Genomic DNA, 15398 nt, shown 5'->3' on the forward strand with positions numbered 1-15398 from the left:
TTATGACGACACAGCGGGTTGCAGTCATAGATTACGGTATGGGCAACCTGCACTCAGTGGCAAGTGCCCTAGAGCATGTCGGAGCCGCTGAGGTCCTGGTCAGCTGTGATGCAGAAGTGATTCGCAGTGCCGACAGAGTGGTTTTCCCCGGCGTGGGAGCGATCCGAGATTGTATGGCAGAAATTCGCCGTCTGCGCTGTGATGAATTATTAAAGACAGCGTTGCTTGAGCAGCACAAACCGGTATTGGCTATTTGTGTGGGCATGCAGGCTTTGATGACTCGCTCAGAAGAAAATGGCGGCGTCGACTGCCTGAACATTCTCCCCGGTCAGGTGCGCCACTTTGGTCAGTCGCTGCACGATGCTCAGGGCCAGCGCCTAAAAGTACCGCACATGGGCTGGAATGAGGTGCGTCAAACTAGGCCCCACCCGCTGTGGCAAGGTATCGCCGATAAAGAACGTTTTTATTTTGTGCACAGTTACTATGTGCACGCCGAGCAGCGCGATTTGCAGGCCGGAGCTCTTCACTACGGTGTTGAAGCTGACGCAGCGTTAGCGCGAGATAATTTATTTGCGGTGCAGTTTCACCCGGAAAAAAGTCATACCGCTGGGCTGCATTTATTACGCAATTTCTTGGAGTGGAATCCCGCATGTTGATCATACCCGCCATCGACCTTAAAGACGGCCAGTGCGTGCGCTTGCGCCAGGGCTTGATGGATGACAGTACTGTGTTTTCGGATGACCCTGTGGCGATGGCCAAGCGCTGGGTCGAAGCCGGTTGTCGCCGCTTGCATCTAGTGGACCTTAACGGTGCCTTTGCCGGCACACCGGTTAATGGCGAAGTAGTCACTGCTATTGCCGCCGCTTTCCCGACACTGCCGATACAAATAGGTGGTGGCATTCGCGACCTTGAGACCATAGAGCACTACATCAAAGCAGGTGTTAGCTATGTAATCATCGGCACTAAAGCGGTTAAAGAGCCGGCTTTTGTTGCTGAGGCCTGTGCGGCATTCCCCGGCAAGGTCATTGTTGGCTTGGATGCCAAAGATGGCTTGGTAGCGACCGATGGCTGGGCTGAGGTGTCAACGCTGAAGGCCACTGATCTGGCTAAGCGTTTTGAAAGTGATGGTGTGTCAGCCATCGTCTATACCGACATTGCACGAGACGGCATGATGCAGGGCGTGAATGTGGAAGCGACAGTGACCATGGCGCGCGCCTCAAGTATTCCGATTATCGCCTCTGGCGGTATCACTAATCTCGACGATATTCGTGCCCTAAAGGCCGTCGCCGCGGAAGGGATCTGCGGAGCTATTACTGGGCGTGCTATCTATGAAGGCACACTGGATGTCGCCGAAGCGCAGCAGCTCTGCGATAAGGAAGGCTGAGTATGGCTTTGGCGAAGCGCATTATCCCCTGCTTAGATGTAGAAAACGGCCGTGTTGTTAAAGGGGTCAATTTTGTCGATATTCGCGATGCCGGTGACCCGGTTGAAATTGCGCGTCGTTACAATGAGCAGGGAGCTGATGAGCTGGTCTTTCTCGACATCACTGCCACTCATGAGGGGCGTGAAACCACGGTGCAAACCGTTGAGCGCATAGCCGAGCAGGTGTTTATTCCGCTGACTGTTGGCGGTGGCATCCGCGAGGTGTCGGATATCCGCACCATGCTCAATGCCGGCGCAGATAAGGTCAGCATTAATTCAGCTGCTATTCATAATCCGGATTTGATTCGTCAGGCCGCAGATCGCTTTGGCTCCCAGTGTATTGTGGTGGCGATTGATGCCAAGCAAGTAGAGGATGTCGATGGCCAGCCGCGCTGGGAGATCTTTACCCACGGTGGGCGCAAGGCCACTGGTATCGATGCGGTAGCTTGGGCGCTAAAGATGGAGCGCTTGGGTGCCGGTGAAATCCTGCTGACCAGTATGGACCGCGATGGCACTAAAAATGGCTTTGAGCTGGGAGTGACCCGGGCAGTCTCTGATGCAGTCGGTATCCCAGTAATTGCATCCGGAGGCGTGGGCAACCTCGACCACCTAGTCGATGGCATTATCAAGGGCGGCGCCGATGCTGTACTCGCCGCCAGTATTTTCCACTTCGGTGAGTACAGCGTGCCAGAAGCAAAAGCTTACTTGGCGGCGCGTGGTATTGAGGTGCGGCTCTAGCTCTGCTGAGCCGCTGCCGCCATTTCCTGTGCGCGGGCCCGTCTGGCCTGCAGGTCGCGGCCTAAGAACATATATACCGCCGGCAGTACGTAGAGTGTAAATAGCGTACCGATGGTCATGCCCGAGGCGATCACTAAGCCCATAGAGAAGCGTGCTGAGGCGCCGGGGCCTGAGGCTGTAAGTAATGGCAGCATGGCAATCACCAGCGCAGCCGTGGTCATCAAGACTGGCCGCAGGCGTACAGAGGCCGCTTCTTCAATCGCTTCACGTTTGCTCTTGCCTTCTTCTTGCAGACGGTTGGCAAACTCCACAATCAAAATGCCGTGTTTAGAAATTACCCCTATCAGTGTTACTAGGCCAACCTGGGTATAGATGTTCAGGGTGGCGCCAGTGACCTGGAACATGGATAAGAAGTTCAGGCAGAGCAGCGCGCCGCTAATCGACATCGGCACTGTCACCAGCATAATGATCGGGTCGCGGAAGGACTCGAATTGTGCAGCGAGTACTAAGTAGATGAGTAGCAAGGCAAAGAAGAAGGTGACCAGTAGCGAGCTGCCCTCAGTTTTGAACTGACGGCTCTGTCCTGCGTAATCAATACTATAGTCTCGAGTCAGTTCTTCACTGGCAATTTTCTCCAGGGTCTGTAGGGCATCGCCCAACGCGACTCCCGGCCGTGGAAGAGCGCTCAAAGTGACAGCGTTGAGCTGCTGAAAGCCCTTTAATGAGCGGGGCACGACTTCTTGCTCTAGGGTGACCAGGGTGCTTAAAGGGATCAGTTTACCGCTGCGAGTTCGCGTGTAGTAATTGTTCAGATCATCAGGGTTGAGGCGCTGGTCGCGACGTATTTGCGGAATGACCTTGTAGGAGCGGTCGCTCATGGTAAAGCGATTGACGAAGCCTCCCGACAGCAGTGAGCCCAGGTCAGCGCTTAAGGTCTGCATGTCGACCCCCAGCAGGGCTGCTTTATCGCGATCGATGTGCAGCTGTTCGCGGGGCTTGTCGATTTGTAAGTTCTGCTTAATGAAAATAAACCTACCGCTCTCGCGTGCCTTCTGTAGAACACGCTCGGCACTCTCATATAACAGTGGGAAATCCAGCGTGGTGTTTATTACAAACTCCACGGGGAAAACTCCGCTGCTAGGCAAGGGCGGTGGGTTGATGGCATTCATTTGCAGGCCGGCAATGGCCTGCGCGCGCGGCATAATAGTTTCTTCTAGGGTCTGTGCGGCACTGCGCTCACGCTCCGCCCAGGGCTCAAAGATATAGCCACCAAATGCGCCGTTATTGGAGCCCGGCCCGTCGGGACTGGTGCCGTTAAACAGGAAGTTGACGGAAATTTCCGGTGTGTCGCGGGTAATTTGGCCAATCTCAGCAGTGTACATTTCCATGTACTCACGGGTGACATAGGGGTCACCTTCAGCGAGGTAGAAAATGAGCCCAAGATCCTCTGGTGGAGCCAGTTCACTCGGCGCGCGCAGGAACAGAAAATAGCAGGAGGCAATGACAATGGCGCCAAATACAAGGATACCGGTGCGGTCATCAAGCACTCGGTTGATATCGCGCTGGTATACACCGCGCAGTGCTTCAAAACGCTGGTCGAGCCAGTGCTCTAGGCGACTGCCATTCTCCGCACTGTCCTTACTGAGCAACTTGGCGCACATCATCGGGGAGAGGGTGAGTGCCACAACCCCTGAGATCAACACAGCGCCTGCCAGAGTAAAGGCAAACTCGGTAAACAGTGTGCCAGTGAGCCCGCCGACAAAGCCGATCGGGATATAGACCGCGATCAAAGTGGTGGTCATTGCCACAATTGGCCAGGCTAGCTCCCTGGCACCTTTTATTGAGGCGTCTCTAGGCGACATGCCGTGCTCGATGTGCCGGTGGATATTTTCTAGCACGATAATGGCGTCGTCGACCACGATCCCGATCGCCAGAACGATGGCGAGCAGGGTCAGCAGATTGATACTAAAGCCCATCAACTGCATCAAAAACAAGCCGCCGATCAATGACAGGGGTACGGCGACTGCTGGAATAAGCACTGAGCGCATCGAGCCAAGGAACAAAAATATCACCACGATGACAATGATCATCGCTTCAATAATGGTGGCCTGCACATCATCGATAGCGTTTTGAATATAGACCGTGGCATCGTAGTTAATATCGCCTTTGATCCCTTCTGGTAAGCGCGGCTCAATCATCTCTGAGTACACTTTACGCACCCCGGCGATGACCTCTAAGGCGTTGGCATCGGTGGCCACATCGATTTGCACGAATACAGCCTCTTCATCAATAAACATCGAAGAGGTGTCGTAGCCTTCGTTGCCTAGCTCAACTTCGGCAATATCGCCCAGCCGCACTATGGCTCCACCCTGCTCGCGCAGTACCAACTGTTCGAAGCTTTCGATGCTACTGATGTCGGTGTTGGCTTTGAGGTCGATTTGGATCATGCTGCCTTTGCTTGCTCCGACCGCGGAGAGCACGTTGTTGGCTAGCAGTGCGGCGCGGACATCACTGGCGGTGACATTCAGTGCGGTCATGCGCTCTTGGTCGAGCCAGATGCGCATAGCAAAAATGGCATTGGTTTCAGCTTTGGCGCTCTGTACGCCGGGCAGTGTGGAAAGCTTGGGCTCTACTTCGCGGATCACGTAGTCTGCAACACGGTTAATAGGCAGTTCATCACTGGTAAAGGAGATGTACATGCTGCCAACCTGTTCACCGACGGCGAGATTAATCACCGGGTCTTCTGATTCGCGCGGTAACTGGTTGCGCAGTTTATTGACCTTGGTGACGACCTGGGTCAAAACTTCGTCGGCGTTGGCATCACTGCGTACATTGGCAGTGATGATGCTCATGCCGCGGGTGCTATTGGAGGTGATGTAGTCGATACCCTCGGCAGTGGCAATTTCTTGCTCTAAGGGCGTGGTGATAAAACCTCTGATCAACTCTGCATCAGCGCCGATATAAGCGGTTGATACAGTGATCACCGCGGTTTGAATCATCGGATATTCACGCACGTTGAGTTCGCTGGCGGCCCGCAGCCCTAGTACCACTAGGAACAGGCTAACCACGGTGGCGAGCACCGGCTTATTGATAAATATGTCAGTGAATTTCATATCAGCCGTTATCCGGTTGTGGTGTCAAGCTTGAGTTGGGCTGAATGGTGTTATCGATTTTGATCGGCACGCCGGAATCGAGTTTTAATAAGGCGCTGGTGACTATGCGTTCGCCGGGCTCGAGACCTTTTTCGATGGCTATCATGTCGCCGCGCGTGTCACCGAGGGTGACAAAACGCTGGGACACGCTGAGCTGCTCGCCTTCACCTTGGATGACATAAACCGAGTTACCATAGGGACGGTAGGCAATGGCGGTTTGCGGCACCACGACCTGTTCTGTCGCGTCACCCAAGGGCAGCGATAGCCTGGCAAACATACCGGGGCGCAGCATGTCCTCGCGGTTGTCGAGTGTGGCTTGCAGGGAAACGTTGCGCGTATCACGGTCAATGATTGGTGAGATTGCGGTGATAACGCCCTCAAAGGCTTCGTTGTCGAGTGCTTGCACGCGCGTGGTGACTGTCATGCCAACTTTGATTTGGCGGCTGTACTGTTCTGGCAGGGAGAAATTGACATACAGGCGGTCTAAAGCCTGAAGCTCTATGATGGTATCGCCAGTGCGCACATAGTCACCGACGTTGAAACGGCGAATACCAAGGCGGCCGGAGTAGGGCGCGCGAAGCGTTTTTTGGTCAATGCGGGCCTGTTGTGCTGCGACTCTAGCGCGAGCCTGATCGAGTTGGCTGGCTCGTTGGTCGAGCTCCGATTTGGAGATGTTGCGTTGATCAAGCAGTTTTTTGGCTCGGCGCATTTCAATAGCAGCTAGCTCTTGGGCTGCCTCTAGCGCTTTCAGTTCCGCGCGATCGGGAGCCGAATTGAGGGTCATAATAATATCGCCGGCCTGCACCATCGCGCCGTTATCAAATAAGATGTTTTCTACAGTGCCGGGAACCTCAGTGGCTAATTCGGCGCCTCGAATGGCTACCAAAGTGCCGACCGAGTTGAGTTCTGATCGCCACTGCGCACTGCCGGCCTCGGCAGCAGTTACCGTGACGGTTTGTACCGGCATATTATCCATGAATTCATTCATTTTTTTGCCGCCGTACCATTGCATGCCGAGTACACCGCCAAAAATGAGTAGTGTGGCGATTAGCATCAGCCACATCCGTTTGCTAAAAAGAGTTTTTTTCATAATTGCTCAGTCTGGTCAGGCTTTATTGACGGGCAGAGGTGGCTGCATGCCGTGGTGCTGGCACAGAGCCGTAAATTATTGGTGGCGTAATGATACCTGTGCCTGTCGCTTCTGTGAAACAAAGGCAGGGGCCATTGTTCGCTTGAAAAGCTGCCGAAAAACTGTACAAAGCGCGGTCTTTAGCGCTTTCGCTTAGTTAGTGGGAGGCTCAGTCGTTTAAAAGCTCGCGGGGCGCTAATAGTCATCGCCCTGCCAAGGCTTGGCTTACAAGGCTAGCTCTCTGCTGTCGCAGTTTTACGATCAGTTTTTTCTGCTTTTTCACGCGCGCTTAGAATATTAACACCTTTAAGCAAGGTGAGAGCTTCGTAGAGCTGGTTGTCTGTGGTCAGCAGCGCCTTGGCTTCCTTACGCGCGCTGCTTTGTGCAGCAGGCTTTGCATTGTTGAGGTGTCCGCTGAGGTCGGCCTCGCTCAATTGGCGGGAGGTGTCGTAAGCAGTGACTTTCGCTCGCTCCACTAAAATATCCGGTTCAATGCCGGAGGCTTGAATAGAGCGACCCTTGGGAGTGAAGTACAGCGCGGTGGTCAGTTTGACCGCACGGGACTCGGAAATCGGCAACACTGTTTGCACCGAGCCTTTACCAAAGCTTTTGCTGCCCATGATGACGGCCCGGCTGTGATCTTGAAGCGCGCCAGCGACAATTTCCGAGGCACTGGCGGAGCCGCCGTTGATCAGCACAATAATGGGTATGCCGCCAGTGGCATCACCGGGCTCGGCTTCGTAATGCACGTCGGAGTTGGGCAAGCGGCCTTCGGTGTAAACGACCAAGTCGCCATCTAAAAACAAGCCAGCTACTTCGACACTCGCTTGCAGTACACCGCCGGGGTTGTTACGCAGATCGAGGACTAAGCCCTTGAGCTGCTCCTTGTCCTGCAGCTTGCTCAGTGCGTTTTTGACATCGCGTCCAGTTTGGTTTTGAAACTGGGCAATGCGGATGTAGCCGTAGCCAGGCTCCAGTGAGCGCTGGCGCACGCTGGCTACTTTGATGGTGTCGCGGGTTAGGGTGACATCGAAAGGCTCACTGTCACCGGGGCGACCGATGCTTAGCTCAATGTCACTACCTTTAGGGCCTCGCATCAATTCAATAGCCTCGCCAAGGCTCAAGCCTTTGGTTGACTCCCCGTCGAGCTTGAGTATGACGTCACCACTTAGTAGCCCTGCTGCCGCTGCGGGTGAGCCGTCAATTGGCGAAATAATAGTCACGTAGCCATTTTCCATGCCGACCTCTAAGCCCAGGCCACTGAACTCACCAGTGGTGTTGCTTTGTAGGTCTTCAAAGGCGTCTTTGGTGAGGTAGACCGAGTGCGGATCGAGACTGCTCAGCATGCCTTGGATGGCGAACTCTAAAAGAGTGGAGTCATCGATACTCTCGACATAGCCAATGCGGATCTGGTTGTAGACATCGGCGAAAGTGCGCAGCTCATCCAGTGGTAACAGTGCTTCCTCATTAGCTGCCGTGCGGGCACTAAAAGATAGGCTAAGTAGGGCTGTGCCCAGAAGGAAAAGACTGAGTTTTACTACACGCATGATTACCGCCAATGTGGCTAGAGACTGTTGAAAGACAGAGGCTATCAGTGTAACCCAAAGTCGTAGCTGAAGGGTAAGCTCAGGGGAGCTGGGCATAGCTCAAGGTTGGCACCAGCTAGCAGGATTAGTGGGCTTGCCTTTGTGCCGTATCTCAAAGTACAGCGCGGGCTTTTCTAGTCCACCGCTAGCGCCAACGGCGGCTATTTCAGAGCCGCCTTTAACCCATTCGCCAACTTCTCGCATAAGGCTTTGGTTGTGTGCGTAAAGCGACATATAGCCATCGCCGTGATCAATGATTAAGAGTAGGCCAGAACCACGGAACCAGTCGGCATAGACCACGCGTCCACTGTGAATTGCTCGCACCGGGGTGCCCGCTGGTGCCGGAATGTTGATCCCTTGCCAGCGCATTTTTCCTGCGTTGCGAGTGCGACCAAAGTGGTTGCTGGGCTTGCCCGCCACCGGCCAGGGCATCTTGCCTTTAGCTTTGGCAAAAGGCAGATCGCTGTCTGGCAGCTGCATTTCGATGACTGCAGCGCGGATGGTCTCTAGTAACTGCTCTAGTTTTTTCTGATCCTGCTGGAGCTGCTGTAGTTCATCGCCCTTGGCGGCGATATCAGCTGCTAAGGAAGCAACGGCTTGTTGGCGTTCACTGCGCTTGGCTTCAAGTCCTTCGCGCTGTAGGGCTAGCTCTGCATGACGTGCGCTGAGCTGTGCACGTGAGTCCTCAATGTTTTGCGCCAGAGTTTTAAGTTGTTCTAGGGTGCCGCGATAGTGCTCGATCAGCTCACTGCGGGCGGCAAAGAAATAACGGTAGTAGGCCAGTGCGCGGGCCACAGTATGCGGGCTCTCTTGGTTGAGTAGGACCTTGATTTGCTCCTGGCGGCCCATCTTCCAAGCCCGTTCCAGCTCACTGGCGATACGCGACTGCTGCGCTTGGCGCTGCAACTCTAAACTACTTTGTTGGGCCTGCAGTGCGTCGAGTTCTTGCTCTGCAGCGGCGATCTCTTGCTGGGTATCGCGCAGTTGGCTCTGCAGCTTATCCAGTGCGAGATCGGCTTCTTTGACTTGCTCTTGTAGCTGACTGCGCTGCGACTTAGCGCGATTCAGTTCGCGGTTCAGCTGCTGGATTTCGCCCTGTAAATGCTTCAGTTGCTGCTGAGTCTGAGCTTCGTCCTGCTGTGCCTTCACCGGCAAAGCTGACAGCCATAGGCTAGCCAGCACAAGCCAGAGGCTGAAACGGCGTGTCAGGACTTGGCTCAAGGGCTTAGTTAGACAGCTGGGCGAGATTGCGGCCGGTCATTTCCTTGGGCTGCTCTAAGTCCATTAGTGCTAGCAGCGTCGGGGCAATATCCGCCAAAATACCCCCTTTGGGGTCCAGCGCGCTGACCCGCTCACCGATATAAACCAGTGGTACATGTTCAGTGGTGTGCTGTGTGTGCAGTTGGCCGGACTCGTAGTCCAGCATTTGCTCGCAGTTGCCGTGGTCAGCGGTGATGAGCGCTTGGCCACCATGTTCAAGCAGCGCTGCCTCAATACGGCCCAGGCAAGCATCGAGGGCTTCAACGGCTTTTATAGCTGCTTCATATACGCCGGTATGGCCGACCATGTCACCGTTAGCGTAGTTACACACGATCAGGTCGAAGCGTTTTGATGCGATTGCCTCCACCAATTTGTCGGTCAGCTCTGGTGCTGACATCTCTGGTTTGAGGTCATAAGTAGCCACATCAGGAGAGGGGATCATGATTCGCTCCTCCCCTTCGAAGAGCTCTTCTCGGCCGCCACTGAAGAAAAAGGTGACGTGGGCGTATTTCTCTGTTTCGGCAATTCGCAGCTGTGTTTTGCCCTGCTGGGCGAGGTAGTCGCCCAGCACATTATCGAGTGACTCAGGAGGGAATGCGCAAGCCGTGTTCAGGCTGGCATCGTATTCCGTGGTGCAGACAAAGTCCGCCAGCTGGGGCACTGAGCGGCGATCGAAGTCATTGAAATCTGCGTCGACAAAGGCGCGGCTGAGTTGGCGCGCGCGGTCGGCGCGGAAGTTCATAAATAGCACCGCATCGCCGTCACTAATGGCAGCGTTACTGCCGCCAACTAGTGTCGCTTGTACAAATTCGTCGTTTTCACCGCGTTCATAGGCGGCGGCTAGGGCAGCTTCGCTGCTTTCAGCGTGGAAAGGCGCTTCGGCGCGGGTCAGCAGTTTCCAGGCTTCTTCGATGCGCTCCCAGCGGTTGTCCCGGTCCATGGCGTAGTAGCGGCCAACAATGCTGGCAACGCGGCCACAGTCGAGTTCTTTAAACAGTGCATCGGCTTTGGCCAGAGAGTCGGCCGCGCTGCGTGGCGGGGTGTCGCGACCATCTAAAAATGCGTGTAGGTAAACACGGGTGGCGCCGCGTTTAGCCGCTAGGCGTACAGCAGCTAGCACTTGATCTTCGTGGCTGTGTACACCGCCCGGTGATAATAAGCCTAGGATGTGCACTGCACCCCCTCTATCCATGGCGCGGTCAATAGCTTCGGTGTAAGCCAAGTTGGTATTAAAGCTGCCATCGGCTATCGCTTGGTCGATGCGAGTAATGTTTTGATAGACGACCCGACCCGAACCGAGGCTCATGTGGCCTACTTCAGAGTTGCCCATTTGTCCCGCTGGTAAGCCTACGTCAAGGCCCGAGCCAGACACTAGGGTGTGTGGCAAATTGGCCCAAAGGCGATCCCAAACGGGGGTGTTGGCGTTGGCAATGGCGTTGTCGCGAGGGTCTTCGCGGTAGCCCCAGCCATCCAAGACAATCAATAGAGTGGTTTGTTTGGCAGCTTTACTCATGAGGGGTCCAACTAGAGTTACAGAGATAAAGTGGCTTATTTTACATTGTCTGGGCGGGGATAGCAGCGGCTAGCGGTCTTCTCTTGGCTCCGTAGTTGCTGTGCAAGCTGCGGAACTAGAGTTGGCCGGGGCTGGCGGCAGGCTGTATACTTGGCGCCTTTTTGAGCAAGAGTAACCCTATTTGGGCTTGCGAAAGCGGCCAGATTGCTCAGCTCCCGCATCAAACAATGGACAGTAAACGACGCACATGGCCCTGATTTTAGAGTTCATCGCCCAGCAATGGATATTGGTCGCTGCCTTAATAACGGTAGTGTTTTTGCTTATTTACCATGAGTCACGCAAAGCAGGGCCGTCGGTATCGCCGCAGCAGGCCATCAATATTGTCAATAATCAGCAGGGCGTATTCTTAGATTTGCGCGAGGCCGCTGATTTTAAGCAGGGCCATATTGTCGGCGCGCTACATATTCCCACAGCTAAAATCGACAGTCGCATGTCGGAGCTTGAAAAATATAAGTCCAGGCCCATTGTATTAGTATGTAAAATGGGCCAGCAGGCTGGCGCAGTGGGCAAAAAGCTCAAAGCGAACGGTTTTGAACAAGTCTACAAGATGACTGGCGGTATGATGGAGTGGGGCAGCCTGCAGTTGCCGACCACCAAATAATAGAAACGCCGAATTATGACAGCTAAAGTTACCCTTTATACCACTGCCTATTGCCCTTTCTGTGTTCGTGCCAAGCACTTACTTGATAGCAAGCAAGTGAGTTATACCGAGTTTGCGGTAGATCGCGATCCCGAGCTGCGGCAGGAAATGATGCGCCTGAGTCAGCGCCGCACGGTACCGCAGATTTGGATAGGTGAGACCCACGTAGGGGGCTGCGATGAGCTCTTTGCCCTAGAGCGTGCGGGGCAGCTGGACGAAATGCTTAACGTGACACATTAAGCGCCAAACTCATTTTGAATTGATTATTACTAGCGGAGGACGGCTCCATGGCCGAAGAACAAGCAGCAGCAACTCAACAAGAACAGCCCCAGCAGCAGTTTTCTATGCAGCGCATCTACACAAAAGACCTGTCTTTTGAGTCGCCTAGCAGCCCGGAAGTCTTTAAAAAGCAGTGGCAGCCCAAGGTTAACGTCGACCTCAATACCAAGAGCGATAAGTTGGATGATAATGGCAACTTTGAGGTGGTGTTAACCATTACCCTAACGGCCAAAATCGAAGAAGACACTGCTTTTTTGGTAGAAGTACAGCAGGCCGGTATTTTCTTTATCACTGGCATTGAAGGTGAAGATCTACGTCGAGTACTTGGAACGGCTGCGCCCAATATTTTGTTCCCCTATGCCCGTGAGAATATCGATGCGGTATGTGTCAAAGGTGGATTCCCTCCAGTGATGTTGGCTCCGGTCAACTTTGATGCACTGTACCAGCAGGCCCTAGCGCAAGCCCAAGCCCAAGTACAGGGTGCCGGCACTGAAGGTGGCGAGAACGCAACGCACTAAATCAGCATTAGATTAGCGTATTAAAGGGGCCTGAGGCCCCTTTTTTTTAAGCTCTACAAGGTGTGTAAGTACTTACTTTTGATTTTCACTCTAGGCCGGGGAAGTCCAGCTGTCGCAGTGCTTCGTAGCAAACTAATGCAGCGGCATTGCTTAGATTAAGGCTGCGACTGTCCTTGTGCATGGGGATACGAATGCGCTGCTCGCTAGGCAGGCTGTCGCGGATGGCTGCAGGTAGGCCGCGGGTTTCAGGGCCAAATAGCAGGGCATCACGGCTGCTATAGCGGATTTGATGATAGGGGGTGCTGCCGTGAGTGGTGATTGCCAGTAGGCGAGTGTCAGGCCTGGCCTGCAGAAAGTCATCTAGGCTGGCGTGGAGCTGTAACTCGGCAAATTCGCGGTAATCCAGGCCCGCACGGCGCAACTTTTTGTCGTCTAAATCAAAGCCTAATGGCTCTATTAAGTGCAGTTGGCAGCCGCTATTGGCACAGAGTCGGATAATATTTCCCGTATTGGGAGGTATTTCTGGCTGGTACAAGACAATGCAAGGGGCGCTGGATGTGGGCATGGGCATACTACTGCTCGCTAGAGATTCAAATCTTTCATTTTTCGGCTCAGGGTGTTGCGGCCCCAGCCGAGTAATTCTGCAGCTTCTTGCTTGTGACCCTTGCTGTGTTCTAGGGCAACTTCGATCATGATCTTCTCAAAGCTTGGCAGGGTATGGCGCAGGATATCTCGGCGACCTTGCTTGAGCTCCTGCTGGGCCCAGTGCTGAAGTTGAGTTTGCCAGTCTTGGGTTTTGGGCTCACTCTGAGCCGCATCCGGATCGCGTAACTCGGGCGGCAAATCGCGCAAGTGAACTTCTCGACCCGAAGCCATCACGGTGATCCAGCGGCAGGTGTTTTCTAGTTGCCGTACATTGCCCGGCCAGTCCAGCTGGCATAGAAACTGCTGAGTTTCTGGCAATAAGATTTTACATTCTCCGCCTAGCTCCTGTGCTGCTTGTTGAAAAAAGTATTGCATCAGCTGAGGGATGTCTTCGCGCCGCTCGGAGAGTTTGGGCAGATGGATGCGAATGACATTGAGCCGGTGGAAGAGATCTTCTCGAAAGGCGCCGCTGTGCACTAACTTTTCTAATTTTTGATGGGTGGCGGCAATAATGCGCACATCAACGCTGACCGGGGTATGTCCGCCCACGCGATAAAATTCGCCATCGGCTAGCACCCGCAATAAGCGCGTTTGTGTTTCTGCTGGCATGTCGCCAATTTCGTCCAAAAATAAAGTGCCGCCATTGGCTTGCTCGAAGCGTCCTTCACGTCGTTTGTCTGCACCGGTAAAAGCACCTTTTTCATGGCCGAAAAGCTCTGACTCAATCAAGTCTTTTGGGATCGCGGCCATATTTAAGGCGATAAAAGGCTGTTTGGCTCGAGGGCTGTGGCGCTGCAGTGCTCTGGCAACTAACTCCTTGCCGGTGCCGGACTCGCCATTAATTAATACTGTGATATGGCTCTGTGCTAGGCGCCCAATAGCTCGAAATACATCTTGCATGGCCGGTGCTTCACCGATAATACCTGTTTCTGGCAGTGCGTCGGCAGGCGCGAGGTGCCGGCGCTTTTCCTTTGCTTGCCCTAGGGCTCGCTCCGTAATGTTCAGTAAGTCATCGATATCAAAGGGCTTGGGCAGGTACTCAAAAGCCCCTCGTTGATAGGACTCCACTGCGCTGTCGAGGTCTGAGTGGGCGGTAGTAATAATTACAGGTATTTCTGGGTGCTGCTGGCTCAATTGTGTCAGCAGGTTAAGGCCGTCGGTGCCGGGCATGCGAATATCACTGATGATGACGCTGGGCTGCTCGAGCCGGAGTTGCTCGAGTAACTCATCAGCACTTTCAAAACTGCGGTGGCTGATGGAGGCTTGGCTGAGGGCATGCTCCAGCACCCAGCGGATCGAGCTGTCGTCATCGGCGATCCAAACCTCAGCGAGTTGTGTCATTGCGGTGATCCAGTGGTAGGTAAATAGTGAATTGGGTGTGCCCTGGCTCGCTTTGGCACTCGAGCAGGCCGCCATGGCGATTAATTATGGATTGGGCTATCGACAGTCCCAAACCGGTACCCTTGGCGCGGCCGGTGACCATAGGCACAAAGATAAGCCCTTGTAGTTCTTCGGGGATCCCCGGCCCATTGTCGATGATGTCGACGCGGCACACTAGGCGGTGTCGCTGTGCGCCGATAGTGAATTGACGCTGGGAACGAGTGCGCAGAGTAATGTGGCAGTCGCTGAGTGAGCGGGCAGCCTGCAAGGCATTGCGCATAATATTCAGTACTGCCTGCACTAGCTGGCTGCGGTCAGCCCAGAGCTCTGGCAGGCTCGGGTCATAGTCGCGAGTGATGGTGATTTGCTTGTTTGTTTCAGCATTCAGCAGCTGGCGTACCTGCTCTAAAATCTCATGCACATTAAGCGCTGCGAATTCCAGTTGCTGATTGGGTCCGAGCAGTCGGTCAACCAGGTCACGTAAACGATCTGCCTCTCTAATAATGATGTCGGTGTACTCGCACAAGCTGCTGTCAGGCAGCTCTCTGGCTAGCAGCTGTGCTGCGCCACGCACGCCACCTAGAGGGTTTTTAATTTCATGGGCTAGACCTCGGATCACTGTGCGAGTGGTGTCCTGCGCCTGTTGCATCCCCTCTTTTCGGCTGATGCGTTGCAGGCGGTCAACTCGCTGCAGCTCTAGCAGTAAGCCAGGTGCAGCGCCTTCAGCAGTAATTGGGCTGGCGAACAGGTCTATGTGAATAAGCTTGCCAGAGTGCAGCAATAGGGCCATGCCGCGCTGTGCAAGAGCCGTGTGCGCATCAATGCATTGCTGCAGGGTGGCGAGCAATTCATCGGGATTCATCACCAATAGGCTGATGTGCTGGTTTTGTACTCGGGCCCGTGAAGCCTCTAGTAGAGCCTGGGCCGAGGCATTGATAAAGCTAAGCTGCAGGCGGCTATCGAGGGCGATTACCCCGGTGTTGATGTTGTTGAGAATGTCCTGCTGGCTGGCCATGTTTGCCTTAGCGTTGGCTGTATTGCCAAGCTGACTTTAACAGCCCGGCCCGCCCTGTGTG

General features: G+C 54.3%; 14 protein-coding genes. 6 read left to right on the forward strand and 8 right to left on the reverse strand.

Annotated features, from left to right (window positions below):
* Positions 1 to 2 precede the first annotated feature (2 nt).
* The 3 genes from hisH to hisF are packed head-to-tail and all read left to right on the forward strand — an operon-like array spanning position 3 to position 2160.
* Positions 3 to 656, forward strand: coding sequence for an imidazole glycerol phosphate synthase subunit HisH (gene hisH / locus H2508_RS12295; protein WP_182174117.1), 654 nt, complete (start codon positions 3 to 5; stop codon positions 654 to 656).
* Complete coding sequence (gene hisA / locus H2508_RS12300) at positions 650 to 1384, forward strand: 1-(5-phosphoribosyl)-5-[(5-phosphoribosylamino)methylideneamino]imidazole-4-carboxamide isomerase (RefSeq protein ID WP_182174120.1); 735 nt, start codon at positions 650 to 652, stop codon at positions 1382 to 1384. The genes hisH and hisA overlap by 7 nt, the downstream gene beginning before the upstream one ends.
* A gap of 2 nt (positions 1385 to 1386) precedes the next feature.
* On the forward strand, positions 1387 to 2160 hold the full coding sequence (gene hisF, locus H2508_RS12305) for an imidazole glycerol phosphate synthase subunit HisF (RefSeq protein WP_182174123.1): 774 nt from the start codon (positions 1387 to 1389) through the stop codon (positions 2158 to 2160).
* Here hisF and H2508_RS12310 read toward each other — a convergent pair.
* From H2508_RS12310 to gpmI, 5 genes are all read right to left on the reverse strand, one after another.
* Positions 2157 to 5273: an efflux RND transporter permease subunit gene (locus H2508_RS12310; protein WP_182174126.1), complete on the reverse strand. Its 3117-nt coding sequence runs from the start codon at positions 5271 to 5273 to the stop codon at positions 2157 to 2159. The two genes, hisF and H2508_RS12310, sit on opposite strands and share 4 nt — an antisense overlap.
* A gap of 1 nt (position 5274) precedes the next feature.
* Positions 5275 to 6402 (reverse strand): efflux RND transporter periplasmic adaptor subunit, encoded by a 1128-nt coding sequence (locus H2508_RS12315; protein WP_182174129.1) that lies wholly within the window; start codon positions 6400 to 6402, stop codon positions 5275 to 5277.
* A 272-nt stretch (positions 6403 to 6674) separates the two neighbouring features.
* The gene (locus H2508_RS12320; RefSeq protein WP_182174132.1) at positions 6675 to 7988 is read right to left on the reverse strand and encodes a S41 family peptidase; all 1314 of its coding nucleotides are present in this window, start codon (positions 7986 to 7988) and stop codon (positions 6675 to 6677) included.
* Positions 7989 to 8087: 99 nt separating this feature from the next.
* Positions 8088 to 9209, reverse strand: a complete 1122-nt coding sequence (locus tag H2508_RS12325) for a murein hydrolase activator EnvC family protein (protein ID WP_182174135.1) — start codon at positions 9207 to 9209, stop codon at positions 8088 to 8090.
* 43 nt (positions 9210 to 9252) lie between these two features.
* Positions 9253 to 10800: a 2,3-bisphosphoglycerate-independent phosphoglycerate mutase gene (gene gpmI / locus H2508_RS12330; protein ID WP_182174138.1), complete on the reverse strand. Its 1548-nt coding sequence runs from the start codon at positions 10798 to 10800 to the stop codon at positions 9253 to 9255.
* Positions 10801 to 11047: 247 nt separating this feature from the next.
* Here gpmI and H2508_RS12335 point away from each other — a divergent pair, with 247 nt between their 5' ends.
* Genes H2508_RS12335 through secB form a run of 3 tightly spaced genes read left to right on the forward strand, consistent with a single transcriptional unit; the run spans position 11048 to position 12297 of the window.
* Positions 11048 to 11461 carry a rhodanese-like domain-containing protein gene (locus H2508_RS12335; protein ID WP_182174141.1) on the forward strand — a complete coding sequence of 138 codons (414 nt, stop codon included), beginning with the start codon at positions 11048 to 11050 and terminating at the stop codon, positions 11459 to 11461.
* Between the two features lie 15 nt (positions 11462 to 11476).
* Complete coding sequence (gene grxC / locus H2508_RS12340; protein WP_182174144.1) at positions 11477 to 11740, forward strand: glutaredoxin 3; 264 nt, start codon at positions 11477 to 11479, stop codon at positions 11738 to 11740.
* Positions 11741 to 11787: 47 nt separating this feature from the next.
* Positions 11788 to 12297, forward strand: coding sequence for a protein-export chaperone SecB (gene secB, locus H2508_RS12345; RefSeq protein ID WP_182174147.1), 510 nt, complete (start codon positions 11788 to 11790; stop codon positions 12295 to 12297).
* 85 nt (positions 12298 to 12382) lie between these two features.
* Here secB and trmL read toward each other — a convergent pair whose 3' ends face one another.
* The 3 genes from trmL to glnL are packed head-to-tail and all read right to left on the reverse strand — an operon-like array spanning position 12383 to position 15337.
* Positions 12383 to 12862 (reverse strand): tRNA (uridine(34)/cytosine(34)/5-carboxymethylaminomethyluridine(34)-2'-O)-methyltransferase TrmL, encoded by a 480-nt coding sequence (gene trmL / locus H2508_RS12350; protein WP_182174150.1) that lies wholly within the window; start codon positions 12860 to 12862, stop codon positions 12383 to 12385.
* A 17-nt stretch (positions 12863 to 12879) separates the two neighbouring features.
* Positions 12880 to 14283, reverse strand: coding sequence for a nitrogen regulation protein NR(I) (gene glnG, locus H2508_RS12355; RefSeq protein WP_182174153.1), 1404 nt, complete (start codon positions 14281 to 14283; stop codon positions 12880 to 12882).
* Positions 14267 to 15337, reverse strand: a complete 1071-nt coding sequence (gene glnL, locus H2508_RS12360; protein ID WP_182174156.1) for a nitrogen regulation protein NR(II) — start codon at positions 15335 to 15337, stop codon at positions 14267 to 14269. The genes glnG and glnL overlap by 17 nt, the downstream gene beginning before the upstream one ends.
* Between the last annotated feature and the right edge of the window lie 61 nt (positions 15338 to 15398).

It is taken from the genome of Sediminihaliea albiluteola (assembly GCF_014077625.1).
In the GTDB taxonomy this organism is placed as follows: domain Bacteria; phylum Pseudomonadota; class Gammaproteobacteria; order Pseudomonadales; family Halieaceae; genus Sediminihaliea; species Sediminihaliea albiluteola.